11 protein-coding genes and 1 pseudogene are annotated in these 13635 nt (G+C 42.7%); 9 read left to right on the plus strand and 3 right to left on the minus strand.

From position 1 onward, the window contains the following. Nucleotides 1-46: 46 nt before the first annotated feature. From H6G28_RS10210 to H6G28_RS10220, 3 genes are all read left to right on the plus strand, one after another. Entirely contained in the window at nucleotides 47-613 is a 567-nt protein-coding gene (locus tag H6G28_RS10210; RefSeq protein ID WP_190670558.1) for a hypothetical protein, read from the plus strand. Further along, nucleotides 610-2514 carry an ATP-binding protein gene (locus H6G28_RS10215; RefSeq protein ID WP_190670559.1) on the plus strand — a complete coding sequence of 635 codons (1905 nt, stop codon included), beginning with the start codon at nucleotides 610-612 and terminating at the stop codon, nucleotides 2512-2514. Before H6G28_RS10210 ends, H6G28_RS10215 begins: the two co-directional genes overlap by 4 nt. Before the next feature lie 79 nt (nucleotides 2515-2593). Then, nucleotides 2594-2800: a hypothetical protein gene (locus tag H6G28_RS10220; RefSeq protein WP_190670560.1), complete on the plus strand. Its 207-nt coding sequence runs from the start codon at nucleotides 2594-2596 to the stop codon at nucleotides 2798-2800. Here the strand turns inward: H6G28_RS10220 and H6G28_RS10225 are convergent. Next, a complete protein-coding gene (locus H6G28_RS10225; protein ID WP_313949901.1) occupies nucleotides 2789-4384 on the minus strand; it encodes a recombinase family protein in 1596 nt (531 codons plus the stop codon). The genes H6G28_RS10220 and H6G28_RS10225 overlap by 12 nt on opposite strands. 61 nt (nucleotides 4385-4445) lie before the next feature. On the opposite strand from H6G28_RS10225, the pseudogene H6G28_RS10230 reads away from it, so the two are divergent. From H6G28_RS10230 to H6G28_RS10245, 4 genes and pseudogenes are all read left to right on the plus strand, one after another. Continuing rightward, nucleotides 4446-5855 (plus strand): annotated as a pseudogene (locus tag H6G28_RS10230) (YifB family Mg chelatase-like AAA ATPase); the annotation flags it as partial. A gap of 247 nt (nucleotides 5856-6102) precedes the next feature. Then, complete coding sequence (locus H6G28_RS10235) at nucleotides 6103-7017, plus strand: YihY/virulence factor BrkB family protein (protein WP_190588488.1); 915 nt, start codon at nucleotides 6103-6105, stop codon at nucleotides 7015-7017. 131 nt (nucleotides 7018-7148) lie between these two features. After that, nucleotides 7149-7655 (plus strand): DUF421 domain-containing protein, encoded by a 507-nt coding sequence (locus H6G28_RS10240; RefSeq protein WP_190588487.1) that lies wholly within the window; start codon nucleotides 7149-7151, stop codon nucleotides 7653-7655. A 23-nt stretch (nucleotides 7656-7678) separates the two neighbouring features. Beyond that, nucleotides 7679-8542, plus strand: coding sequence for a DUF6671 family protein (locus H6G28_RS10245; protein ID WP_190670563.1), 864 nt, complete (start codon nucleotides 7679-7681; stop codon nucleotides 8540-8542). Between the two features lie 507 nt (nucleotides 8543-9049). Here the strand turns inward: H6G28_RS10245 and H6G28_RS37335 are convergent. Together H6G28_RS37335 and H6G28_RS10250 are read right to left on the minus strand one after the other, a co-directional pair. Next, on the minus strand, nucleotides 9050-9172 hold the full coding sequence (locus tag H6G28_RS37335; RefSeq protein WP_277880682.1) for a hypothetical protein: 123 nt from the start codon (nucleotides 9170-9172) through the stop codon (nucleotides 9050-9052). Nucleotides 9173-9357: 185 nt separating this feature from the next. Next, nucleotides 9358-9753: a winged helix-turn-helix transcriptional regulator gene (locus H6G28_RS10250; protein ID WP_190588485.1), complete on the minus strand. Its 396-nt coding sequence runs from the start codon at nucleotides 9751-9753 to the stop codon at nucleotides 9358-9360. Between the two features lie 89 nt (nucleotides 9754-9842). Between H6G28_RS10250 and H6G28_RS10255 the strand changes: the two genes are divergently transcribed. Together H6G28_RS10255 and H6G28_RS10260 are read left to right on the plus strand one after the other, a co-directional pair. After that, on the plus strand, nucleotides 9843-10694 hold the full coding sequence (locus H6G28_RS10255; protein WP_190670564.1) for an SDR family oxidoreductase: 852 nt from the start codon (nucleotides 9843-9845) through the stop codon (nucleotides 10692-10694). A gap of 393 nt (nucleotides 10695-11087) precedes the next feature. Beyond that, on the plus strand, nucleotides 11088-13613 hold the full coding sequence (locus tag H6G28_RS10260; protein WP_190670565.1) for an AAA-type ATPase lid domain-containing protein: 2526 nt from the start codon (nucleotides 11088-11090) through the stop codon (nucleotides 13611-13613). Nucleotides 13614-13635: the final 22 nt, after the last annotated feature.

Genomic DNA, 13635 nt, shown 5'->3' on the forward strand with positions numbered 1-13635 from the left:
AGCCCAGGCGCAAAACCTGGGCTAATCTCTTCCGAAAAGTGTTCCTATGTTGACCAACAATCAAAAACAAACACCAATTTACTTTGATGCAGAGATTGTAGACGAGAATATACATCCTGTAGACGGTGCTGAGTACGACTCAAATCAAGTACAGCAAGCAATATCCGAAACTGATAATAACATCACCCTAATTCAAGGCATTGCCCAAGGTGCTTTTCTGGCAGGATTTCAGATCACGTCAACTCAATATCTCTACCTTGCTGGCAGTGTCGGATTTTTCCCCGCCGTAATTGCTGGCTTACCAGTTGGCGCATCATTCGCGGCTACCCTCTGCTATTTACGATTTCACAACAGCATCATTCCCCAAATCAGCGATCGCCAAAGATTCGGAGTCGGTGTAACTCGCAGTTTAATGCTGTCAGCAAGCTCTTGGAAGTTGACCGCAGATGCTAAAAGTATGGATAGTATAGCCCGTCATAGTTTCTATACTGTGTCTGAACAGGTTAAAACCTATGAAGGCATCCAAGAACCAAAACAAGGTAATTACGGGGTATTTCTAGCGGTTGCGATCGCTGTTTCTGTTGTTATATTTTTCTACCTTCGTAAAAAATGAAAGACGTAAAGTTGTCAGAATTGAATCAGCGCGTTTATTCCCTTTCACCGCGTCTCAACCTGATGCTTACGGTATCGGTTTTAGGTGCGGTTTTTTGTACTTTAGCTGGGCATGTTGGGGATGGCATAGCTAAGAAAGAATTATGTTTCTATCCAAAGTCAGCCAGAATCCACGATGCGCCTATACAGGCAGGGGAGGGCGATCCAGAAAAAATATTGCTGGGTAAAAAGTATTGTAGGTACGAACAGCGATCGCAAATTCCAGAACCATATTTAAAAGCTAACCAGTACCGCACTAGCAACCCAAACTATAACCCTTGGGCATTCCTCCAGCATGAAAACTTGTATGTCTTTCGGGAACTGCCATCTGATAACCCATTTAAGAATCACTTTGGCTTAGGCGCGATGGTTCTGGGCGGAATTGGTCTGTTATTCACTGGCAAGGCTAGAGACTACCTCAGCGATATTCGACCCCACTACCGCGCTACCAAAGAGTTTGAGAGTGTGAGAGCTAATTACTCTCTCAAATTTGGTGAGCAGTTGCTTGAAATGTCTGGAAATGAGTTAGTTAAATACTTGCGTGGCATCAAAATTGCTGAGGCCAGACAGCAATTTATTGCCAGCATTACCCCGCAACAACAAACAGCCTTACTTATGGCGATGTCTGCTGATGATTACTACGAATTTGGTCACTTACTTGATGGCGGTGCAAGTTTTGAGAAGTTTGAGCCAGTGCAAGCACAGTTACCGCATGGCGATCCAGGGACAGTTCAAGAACAGATAGAACAACCAGCGATCGCACCCACAAACGACGAAACAATTACAGAAGTATTGCGGCGTGTTGCCCGTGAAGATGGCAGCACCGCGCTGTGTGGCGACCCAGGCACAGGTAAAAGCACAATCACCCGCGAGTATATCCGCCAAGTTGAAGCGAACTGTCCAAATGCTGACATGAGAGTATTAGCGGTTAAAAATGACTCATTCAATGGACTACGTGAGCGTGGCAAAGTAACCCGATTTGTGGGTGAGAATGCCATAGATAACGCCAGAACTTTCTTTTTAGGCGTTCAGACTGAATACAACAAACGCTTAGAACTAACTGAGGATGGGAGAGAAAGCTTACCGCCCTTTGTTATTATTCTTGATGACTGGCTAACCATCGCCGCCAAACTGAACAAGGTAAAACCAGAGGATTTAGGTTTTGACTTTGGACAAATCCTCTTTGATGTGCTGATAGTAGGGCGTGAGTATAACATGAAGTTTTTTGTTAACTTGCACTCGCTCAACCTTAAAGCGATCGGCATTCAAGAATTAGACCAAAATACCCGTAAGGTTTTACGTCTGTTGTTGTTGGGCAACCGCTACCGCAAGGACGGACGCGAAATTGACGCTTACGGCGTGATTGAACAAGCAATTATGGGTAATCAAGTTATCACCCATGCCAAGGATAAAGAAGCAGTTAGAACGCAGTACAGCGAATTAAAGGCGCAGTCTAGAAGCCAATATCAGCCTGTGATGTTTGCTTTTGTTGGTGGGTATTACTTGGGCTTAGTGCCAAAGTTTCAACAAGCGGAAGTCAATGATCGCCCAGTGACAGCAGAGGATAAGTCCAGGCTTGAGGCGCTTTACCACCAGATGGAGTTTGATATAAAACCCCAACCTCAAAACCCTACTCCCAAACTCTCACCCCAGGCGCAGGCCCTACACGGTTATCTACAACGCACTAACAGAACTAAGGCAGTAATCCAGGAAATACAACCTAACTTTAAAGTGAAGGGCGATCGCTTCTCTTCGGATGAGCTAAAAAGTCTTTTTTATGAGTTGGTTGAGAATAGTCTGGCCGCGTGGATAGATGCCCAAAGTATTCAAATTCGTACAGATTTAGACAGACGGACAGAGTAGATATAAGCAGACAGAATGCTTGTGCAGCAAGAGACAGAGCAGACAGTATTACATTTTTTAGCAGGATAAAGAACAAGATATGAATTTTAACGCCCTCATGATTTCATCAGCAGCTAGATACACAGTTGCAAAAAGGATTCTAGGCGATCGCATCACAGTAGAATCAGCAGCGCAGATTAACTCATGGCTACTGGATAAAGAGTCTCAACTGCCTGCCTATACGGACGCGGAATATATTGATCAGGCGATCGCCTTATACCTGGAATCAAATCAATCAGCAGCGTAGTTTGACTTCTTTGATGGTGGCAACGAGATTAGTAAAACTCTTGCCATTTCTATACATTCCAGAAACTTCTTTTTGCTCTACAGAGACGTGATCAATAAGCTGTAGATAGATAGCTCTTCTTGTATCCTCGTCTTGCATTTGAAAAGCGATCGCATCACTAAAAGCGGATATCAGTAATTCTTTGATGTGGTTTTTACTGGTGTCTTCAAGATGCGATCGCTGTTCTATTTTCTCGATTTGCTTGCGAATCCTTTCTTTTAGAGCCGTAATTTCTGGCTCATCTTCTCCTAAATGCTCAAGCTTTTGCATTTTTTGGCGTAGCTGGATTAATTCGGGTGACTGCGGTTGTTGTTGTGGCTCAATTTCTACTGCATTAGCGATCGCCTGCGAAGATTTGATCAAAGTGTCAAGTATTGCTTGTTCAAGTCGTACCTCGGTGATCATCCCCCTAGCGAAGCATGATCTAGTTTGGCAATAATTCCTGCACTGGTAACGTCTTTCAACCCCTTCTTTAGCTTGTTTGACTGCCTGAGCTTTAAAAGGATAATTGCAGTGGGCGCATCGAATCAAACCGGTGAGTAAATGAGTTTTGTGTTTGTTGTACCCACTGATGGCGTAATTCATCTCCAGGATTCGTTTTACTTGCTCCTGTTCGGAAAGAGTGAGAATTTTGTCCTCATGGGTGTCATACCTTATTTGCCATTGTTCACGCGGCAAGACTGTACCCTTTTGATTACAGATTAAAAAATGAGTATTTCCAGACCACACTGGGGATAGTAATAGTTTTTTAATTCCAGAAGCGCACGGGCGAAATACACCAGCGCGTACACCCTTGGTTTTCTTGAGGTGGTTTACGACTTGCGAGATATCCTCGCCATCCAAAACAAATGTCATCCGCTTGGGTGTCGGCACTCCAGAGGGATGCCCGATTTTTTGAATACCATACCTCTCGTTAATTGCTCTAGCAGTTCCCCCCAAACTTTTACATTTGAAGAATATTTCTTTGATTTCAATCGCTAAATCTGCTCTGGTTCTTCCTTTGAATTCTGAACCGCCAGAAGGGCGATCGCTCAAAAGACAAACAAATGGTCTTTGATCGAAAACATATTTACCATCACGACGCACATACCCAAGTGGACATGGACTACTTGATATTCCCTGCGATCGCCTGTATTCATTTCCCTTCTTGATTCGTTGGCGAGTTGTCTTAACTTCGCGCCCAGCAAACACCACACTGAGCATCGCTGAGAACTCACCGTCAATAGTGGTCAAGTCAATGTTTTCGTCCAGAGAAATCAATCTGGTATTATTTTGGTTAAAAGTAGTAGATAGGGTTTCTAGTAGTCCTGGTGATGCCGTCACCCTGTCCATCCTAGTGATCAGGACTTTTTCTATCTCACCCTTGCGGACATCGTTTAGTAATTGGTCAATATCTTCTCTATCTACACTGTCGCGGGAACCAACAAAGATATAAATTCTTTCCGCCCCAGCATCTTTTAACCTGCCGTGCTGTTGCACTAGACCAGATTCCACCTGTTCCTCAGTGGATACTCGGATTAATCCTGCTATTATTCTTCGCATCATCACAACACAATAAGGTGCGATCGCTGACTATAACAGTAGAATCGCATACCAATATTATATAGTGCAGGAGTCAAAAGAAAGGGTGAAGGCTACTTTAAAAAATGCTGGTTTTGCCTTTCCGATGCGGAAAATTGTGATTAATTTGACTCCCGCAGATTTACGCAAGGAAGGCCCTTGTTTTGATTTGCCGATTAGTGTGGGTATTTTAGCGGCTTCTGAGCAAATTAATGCTGATTTATTGGGAGATTATTTATTTTTGGGTGAGGTTTCCCTGGATGGGAGTCTGCGTCCTGTGGCTGGGGTTCTACCCATTGCTGCGACTGCCAAAAAAATGGGAATTGCGGGTTTAGTTGTACCTGCTGATAATGCCCAAGAGGCTGCTGTAGTAGAAGGATTAGCTGTTTATGGTTGTAAAAGTATATCGGAAGTAGTTGATTTATTAAATAATCCTGGACGTTATCAACCTGTGCAGATCAATAATGTCGCAGATATGGTACAAGTATCTTATGCGATCGCTGATCTGCACGATGTCAAAGGACAAGCTCACGGACGGCGGGCTTTAGAAATTGCGGCGGCTGGCGGGCATAATTTGATATTTGTCGGCCCCCCCGGAAGTGGTAAAACAATGTTAGCCAGACGTTTAGCCGGGATTTTGCCACCGTTGGAATTTTCGGAAGCCTTGGAAGTTACCCGGATTCACTCTGTTGCCGGCTTATTGAAAAATCGTGGTTCTTTAGTGCGCGATCGCCCTTTTCGCAGTCCCCACCATTCCGCTTCCGGCCCTTCTTTGGTGGGTGGTGGAAGTTTTCCCCGTCCTGGGGAAATATCATTATCTCACAGAGGGATTCTTTTTTTGGATGAACTCACCGAGTTTAAACGGGATGTTTTAGAATTTTTGCGTCAGCCTTTAGAAGATGGTTTTGTGACAATTTCCCGCACAAGACAATCTGTTGTTTTTCCCGCACAATTTACTTTAGTGGCGAGTACCAATCCTTGTCCTTGCGGTTACTACGGCGATACTATTCAACAGTGTAACTGTTCGCCCAGACAACGAGAACAATATTGGGCGAAACTTTCTGGGCCGTTGATGGATAGAATTGATTTGCAAGTGGCGGTGAATCGCCTCAAACCAGAGGAAATTACCCAACAACCCACAGGGGAATCATCAAAATCTGTTAGGGAAAGAGTACAACAAGCACGCGATCGCAGTATTCACCGTTTTCAAACCGAAACAAATCTGCGTTGCAATGCTCAAATGCAAAGCCGACATCTGCAACAATGGTGTAAGTTAGATGATGCAAGTCGTTCTTTATTAGAAGCTGCCATCAATAAATTAGGTTTATCAGCTAGGGCAAGCGATCGCATTCTCAAAGTTGCCCGCACCATCGCAGATTTAGCCGGAGATGATGATTTACAAGCTCATCATGTCGCCGAAGCCATTCAATATCGCACCATCGATAGAATGTTGTAATATCATGTCCGGTAAAAGACTTATCATAAAAACCGCAGGGGGCAGGTGGAGAAAGAGTTGTGTTTTTCTACACAGATGCGTTTAATCATAACTGATTTGCCGGACATGATATAAAAAGTTTCCGTGTCAATAAATTCTATCTTCAGGAAACTGCACAAACCTCTTGAGGCAGATGTCACAATTTCGCAAATCAGTATCAAATATATCAAGGGAGAAAGCGATATCCTCCAGCAAGGAGACTAGGTAAATGAATTTTTCAGCAATTGTGCGGCTGTTTCAAGAAACTTTTCAGGAATGGAGTGAAGATAAAGCTTCGCGGTTAGCCGCAGCATTAGCTTATTACACGATTTTTTCTATCGCACCGTTGCTGATTATTGTAATTGCGATCGCTGGTGCAGTGTTTGGTGAAGAGGCGGCAAGGGGTGAAATTGTCCGGCAAATTCAAGGTTTAGTCGGGCCAGATGGAGCCGAGTTTATTGAAATAGCCATCAGAAATGCCAATCAACCAAAAACAGGTGCGATCGCATCGGTAATTAGTATTTTACTTTTACTTTTAGGTGCTACAGGTTTATTTACAGAATTACAAGATGCCCTGAATACAATTTGGGAAGTTCAACCGAAACCGGGACATGGCGTGAAAAATGTTGTGCGTCAGCGTGCTTTATCTTTCGCCATGATTTTAGGTATTGGTTTTCTGCTCCTTGTCACTCTGATAATTAGTACAGCTTTAACAGCGATCGTCGGTTATTTTAGTAATTTACTTCCTGGTATAGATTTCATTTGGCAATTCTTTAACTTTATACTGTCTTTTGTCATCACGACACTATTATTTGGACTCATTTTCAAGGTTTTGCCTGATGTCAAAATTACTTGGAATGATGTTTTAATAGGTGCTGTGATTACATCTTTATTATTTTCTTTAGGTAGATATTTATTAGGACAATATCTCGGTAATAGCAGTTTTGGTTCTACTTATGGTGCGGCTGGTTCTTTAGTAGTTATTCTCGCCTGGGTTTATTATGCTGCCCAAATCCTCTTTTTTGGCGCAGAATTTACCCAAGTTTATGCTAGAAGATACGGCAGTGGGATTCGCCCCACACGTCATGCCGTCCCTATGAATCATAATGGTCAGTCTAAGCGAACGAACAGCGATCGCAAATAAATTAATGTAGAGAAACGTAAATATTCGTATTTGTAAAAAGGCAGGAGGGAAGAGGCTTTTATGGTAATTAACCCTTATTAATATAGTTTTTTCACTAACTTATTTAGCTTAACAAAAGCAAAGACATAAACATGGATAAATGGTTATATATTGATTGGCAAGAAATCTTTGTCCCTAGCATTAGTATTGTAGAATTATTCATTCGTGGTTCTCTGGTTTACTTAGCTTTATTTGCTGTTTTACGCTTTCTCCCTAGTCGGCAAATAGGAACTCTAGGGATCACCGATTTATTAGTAGTTGTATTATTTGCCGAAGCAGCCCAAAATGCAATGGCAAGTCACTACACATCAATTACCGAAGGTGGTATTTTAGTAGGCACAGTAATTTTTTGGAGTTACTTCCTTAACTGGTTGGGTTATAAATTGCCGAAATTCCAGAGATTTCTAAATCCTCCGCCTCTGCTGTTGGTGAAAAATGGACAAATGATTTCCCGACATTTAGACAAAGCCCTGATTACAGAAGATGAGTTGATGAGTAAATTACGTCAACAAGGTGTAGAATTTTTAACTGAGGTGAAGTTAGCTTATATGGAGTCTGATGGTGGTATTAGTATTATCACATCAGCCACTAACGATTAACAGCAAAGGAGATAATTACAGCAATGCAAATTCAGCAATTATTTAGTAACCGAGTGGGTATAATTGCAACAATGCACCACAAAGAAAAAGTAATTGCTCCCTTATTAGAACAAGAACTAAATCTTAAAACTATTGTGCCATCTAATTTTAATACTGATGATTTTGGCACATTTACGAGAGAAATCAAACGCCCTGGAACTCAAATTGCGGCGGCTAAGTTAAAAGCCGAAACAGCTTTAAAATTAACAGGTGAAACTATAGCGATCGCCAGCGAAGGTAGTTTTGTTCCTCATCCAATGGTACCTTATATTTATTCTAACCGCGAAGTCGTGCTTTTGTTAGATAAAGAAAATGAACTAGAAATAATTGGTGAAGAATTTTCTATAGAAACTAACTTTAATCATCAAACAGTTGCAAGTCTCCAAGAAGCAGAACATTTTGCTCAAAAAATCGGTTTTCCTGAACATGGTCTGGTTGTCTCTTGGGAAGATAAAGCGAATAATTGCCGCGAAATAGTTAAAGGGATTATTACAGCAGCAAAACTCCAAGAAACTATTACAATCGCCCTGAATAATTCTGTTAATTCTCAGGTGAATTTAGAAACAGATATGCGGGCGCTGTATAATCCAACCCGGATGAATAATATTGAAAAAGCTACATTAAATTTATTAACCAAAATTAAAAGCCTGTGTCCCCAATGTTCTGCACCCGGTTTTGCAATAACCGAAAAAATCGCCGGATTACCATGTGAAATGTGTTCTATGCCCACTAGTTTGACACTTTCTGTAATTTATCAGTGTCAAAAATGTGGGTTTAAACAAGAAAAATTATTTCCTCATGGTCAAGAATTTGCTGACCCAGCCCAATGTATGTACTGTAATCCTTAGTAATCTAGGGAGTGGGGAGTAGGGAGTAGGGGCTAGGGACTAGAAAGAAGGGACTAGTTAAGAGGAATAGTAGGTTGGGTGTAGCGATAGCGTAACCCAACAGGGTCTTGAGAATGTTGGGTTCCGTTCCTCCACCCAACCTACACCGAACCTGTAACCTGTAACCTCCTATAAAAAAAATCTCTCGTTACCAAAAAGCAACGAGAAGATTCAAAGTTGTAGTTCGTCAGGTGATCGGAATAGTATCTTATTTAGTACTTATTTTCGGTATATTTATTCCTCCATTAGATAGAGAAATAATCTAGCTGATTGCGGATGTAAGTATATACTGACACTGCTAAGAATTGCATACTTTTTTTATTAAATAAGCCCCAGTGCTATAAAACAGCAAAAGGGCAGACGGTATGGTGTGAGGAGCAAACTGTTTGTTTACTTAAGTATTAAATTAGCAATGAGATGTGACAGTGTTATCACATTGATGTGAAAATTATGCGATCGCCTATAATTCTAGCTACGACTAAAAAACACCGCCGCCAAGACAATTAATCCCAAAAGCGCCAAGGGAACCCAAAGATTAGGCACATCAGCCAAACTCATAAAACAGCCTCTAGTGGGTAAACAATGACTCATACTATAGGACTCATATTTGATTTGGGAAAAAAATCAGTACACCCAGATCAGGCTGCTTTCCTACTCCCTACTCCCCATTCCCTACTCCCTGCGTACACCACTAGATGCAGGAATCAAACCGTATTCCCATATATTCACATCCAAGCGGCTGAAGTCACAGCTATACGGATGCTGGATTATCATCACTATCTGTCCACCTTCTTCCTTGCATCCAACACCCTTGGCGTATTGACTTCAATCCAGTCTGCTAAGGCGGCGACGCGCTCGGCGACTTCTTCTCCCATCGGAGTCAAACTGTACTCAACAAAAGGCGGAACTACATGGTGAGATACACGCAACACAAAACCATCTTCCGTCAGTGATTGTAGACTTTGAGCCAGCATTTTTTCACTAACTCCGCCCATTTTACGTCTCAACTCGCTAAATCTGTGAGTCCCTTGGCGTAGCGCAATCAGAATCAGTACGCCCCATTTGCTGCAAACGTGTTTCAGAATGTCTCGTGAGGGACATGGCGCGGCGAAAATATTCCCCATTTCCCAGCGTTGTGTCAGAGTCTTGGAATCATCATTGCGATCGCTCATATACTTACTTTTTTGTTTGTACTTACCAAAAGTTAGTAATGCAATTATATTAGGTTTATCGACATCAAAAAATTAACCAACTAAAAAATATGATTGTCATTACTGCTGCATCGGGTCAGTTAGGCAGATTAGTATTGCAAGAACTATTAAAATCCGTTCCTGCCAATCAACTAGTCGCTGCGGTTCGCAATCCAGAAAAAGTATCAGATTTTGCCAGTTTAGGCGTGCAGGTGCGGCAGATTGATTACACCCAACCCCATACATTAGATATCGCCTTCGCTGGTGCAGAAAAAGTATTGCTCATCTCCTCCAGTGAAATTGGCAGTCGCGTACTTCAGCACACAAACGTCATCAACGCCTGTAAGCAAGCTGGAATCAAATTACTGGCTTATACCAGTCTCTTACACGCAGATAGCAGTCCTCTGCCTCTAGCAGCAGAACATCACAAAACTGAAACTGTCTTGCAAGAATCTGGTGTGCCTTATGTGATATTACGTAATAGTTGGTATACCGAAAATTACACAACAGGTATCCAGATAGCCTTGGAATATGGTGTAGTTATGGGCTGTGCTGGAGAAGCTAAAATAGCCTCCGCAGCCCGCGTCGACTATGCCACAGCCGCAGCCACCGTTTTATTAGCCAATGACCAAGCAGGTAAAGTCTATGAATTGGCTGGTGATGTAGCTTATACATTGAGCGAACTTGCCACAGAAATTAGTAAGCTTTCTGGTAAGCAAGTTAGATATCAGAATTTGTCTGAAGATGAGTATATTAATGTATTAAAAAATGCTGGCTTACCTGAGCCTCTGGCTGTGATGTTAGCAGAATCTGAGACAGGAGCAGCAAAAGGAGGATTGTTTGATGCCAGCCAAACCCTAAGCCAACTGATAGGCCGTCCTACCACACCTTTGAGTGAGTCGATTCAAGTAGCCTTGGGCTAAAAACTGTCTGAACCAAGATTGGGTGTCAGGGTGTGTGGCGGAAGGATTTTAGATACATACCCCGCATTTCTCACAAGCTTCAGGCGTTTGATGGGGCAGAGGGGCAGAGGTGCGGAGGGGCAGGGGAGAGAGTACCTTCATTCTCCCCTGCTCCCCTGCTCCCCTGCTCCCCTGCACAGGCTTTGAAAGGTGTGGTGAGAAATCCGGGATACACCCCTATCCTGAGTCAACCCGCACCTACCCACATCCAGCCTGCCTTTACAGATAATTTCAACAATCAAACCAGATTCCCATCAATTTCATACTTCAGACTTCAAACTTCATACCTCAATTAACCTTGCAATCAGGGATAATTCCATTTATACAGCCAGCAGCTTGCATGGAAAACCCACAATGACATTACAAGAAACAGTCATTTGGCTACAAGAACGTACAACTTTAGGAATTCTCTCATCGGCGGCGTTGAATGCGATCGCCCAAGTTTTAGAATTGCAAACAATACCTCAAGGCAGTTCCTTAGTCAACGCAGGCACTCCGCCAGCCGCACTATACATCCTCAAAGATGGGCAAATTGAAAGCGATACCAGCAATAAAAATAACTTTGCCTTTGCTTGTGGCTTTCTACCAGGGGCAGTTATTAACCTGCGACAACTACTATTAGATGAATTAACACCATCTAAAATTATTGCCCTCACAGAATGCCATGTTTGGGTAATTCCTGCGGCTGAGTTTCGTGCTTTAGCCAGCCAATATCCTGAAATTACCCAAGCATTATCTCGCTCTTTAGCCCAAGAATTAGCCCAAGTTACATCAGCCTTAACTTACGCACAAGAACGTTCTGTGGCTTTGCGTCCTTATTTGGTCACGAAAGCCCAAAGGGGCATTGTGGGGACGAGTCGCTATGCAGTCCGGTTGCGGGAACAAATACGAGAAGCCGCAGCCGACCGCAAATCAACAGAAATCTTCGGCGAACCAGGGTTAGAAAAAGATAATATTGCCGCTTTGATTCACTACGGTTCACCTCAACGCCGCGAACCTATGATTAAAATTAATTGTGGCATTCTCCAAACAAGCGGTGTCGATTTATTCGGCAGGGCTGGCGGTAGACCAGGGCTTTTAGAATGGCTGGGGGAAGGCACTTTAGTACTGAATAATATTCAAGAACTGCCCCCAGAATTATTACCAGCAATGGTGCAGTTCATCAAAACAGGTACTTACACCCCAGTCAGTCGTGATGGGGAATTATTAGCTGAACCACGCACTAGTCAAGCGCGAATTTTGATTGTTTCGGAAAAAACGGAATCTAAAATTGAACGTTGTGTAGGTCGTGTCATTAAAGTCCCGCCAGTACGGGTGCGAAAAGCTGATATTAAAGCCCAGGTAGAATACTACACTAGTTTATATGTGCGATCGCGCGGACTGGCGAAACCTCGCATTACCCCAGAAGCTTTACGCCGCTTGCAGTCTTATGATTTTCCTGGTAACTTGAAAGAGTTAAAAAATTTAGTCGAACGGGCAATTGTTCAAGCCGGAGAAAGACAGGAATTAACCGAAGAAATCTTTTGGTCAGCCCAAACCAAGAAAAAAGAATTTCGCGTCAACTTATTAAATACTTATTCTGGGTTGCGAAGATTTCTCCGCAGTGACTGGTGGCCTGACAAAATCAACTATGGCTTTACGGTGATTGCGTTTCCGATCATTATTATGATCTTATTTTTGGGGCCGCAAACCCGCGATCGCAATTTCGCTTTAAATTTATTTTGGGCTTGGTGGTGGCCTTTCTTTTTACTGATTTTTCCCTTTCTCGGTCGCGTCTGGTGCGCTGTTTGCCCCTTCATGATTTACGGCGAAATTACCCAAAAATTATCTCTGTGGTTATTTCCCCGCCAACTTAAACGCTGGCCGCGAGAAACAGCCGAAAAATGGGGCGGATGGTTTTTATTTGGCTTATTTACCTTAATTTTCCTGTGGGAAGAACTCTGGCATTTAGAAAATACAGCTTACCTATCTGCCTGTTTACTGTTATTAATTACAGCCGGGGCAATGATTTTCTCCGCCATATTTGAACGACGGTTTTGGTGTCGTTATCTTTGTCCTATTGGCGGAATGAATGGTTTATTCGCCAAACTTTCCATGACAGAACTACGCGCACAACAAGGCATTTGTTCAGCAACCTGTACTACTTATCAATGTTACAAAGGCGGGCCGCAAAAAGGCGAAGGTATGGAAACTAATGGCTGTCCTTTATATTCCCATCCCGCCCAGCTAGAAGATAACCGAGATTGTGTCTTGTGCATGACTTGTTTAAAAGCCTGTCCCCATCGTTCCGTTGAGTTTAACTTGCGTCCCCCTGGAATTGAATTGTGGACGACTCATACACCACGCAAGTATGAAGTGGCATTATTGTTTTTACTTTTGGGTGGTGTATATCTGCATCATTTACCAGAATTGCAATCATGGTTAGGACTGCATCTAGATTTAACGCAATTTTGGCAGCATTTAGGTTTATCGTTATTTGCCTTAATTTTCCCTGTGGCTGTGGCTGGGGCTGCTTATTTTTTCATACAACTATTCAATTTTCAACGCAAGCCGAAATCATTCAAGGAACTTGCATACAGCTACTTACCCTTGGTGTTGGGAGGCAACTTAGCCCACTACCTGCACTTAGGTTTAGCAGAAGGTGGGAAAATTTTACCTGTAACTTTAGCAACTTTTGGGTTAAATAGCGGAAATTTGCCTGTACTGATAGCACATCCAGCAGTTATCAGCTTTTTACAAGGTTTTACCTTAATTATTTCTGCCTTGTTAACCATAGTACTCACCCAAAAAATAGCACGACAATCACTGCGATCGCTCTTATGGCAACATCTCGCAACTATTGGATTTGCAGCTAGTATGTGGGTGTTAATTGTCTTGTAGCTAGATTTACTTTATACATTCA

Source organism: Nostoc sp. FACHB-190, assembly GCF_014696905.1.
Classification (GTDB): domain Bacteria; phylum Cyanobacteriota; class Cyanobacteriia; order Cyanobacteriales; family Nostocaceae; genus Nostoc_B.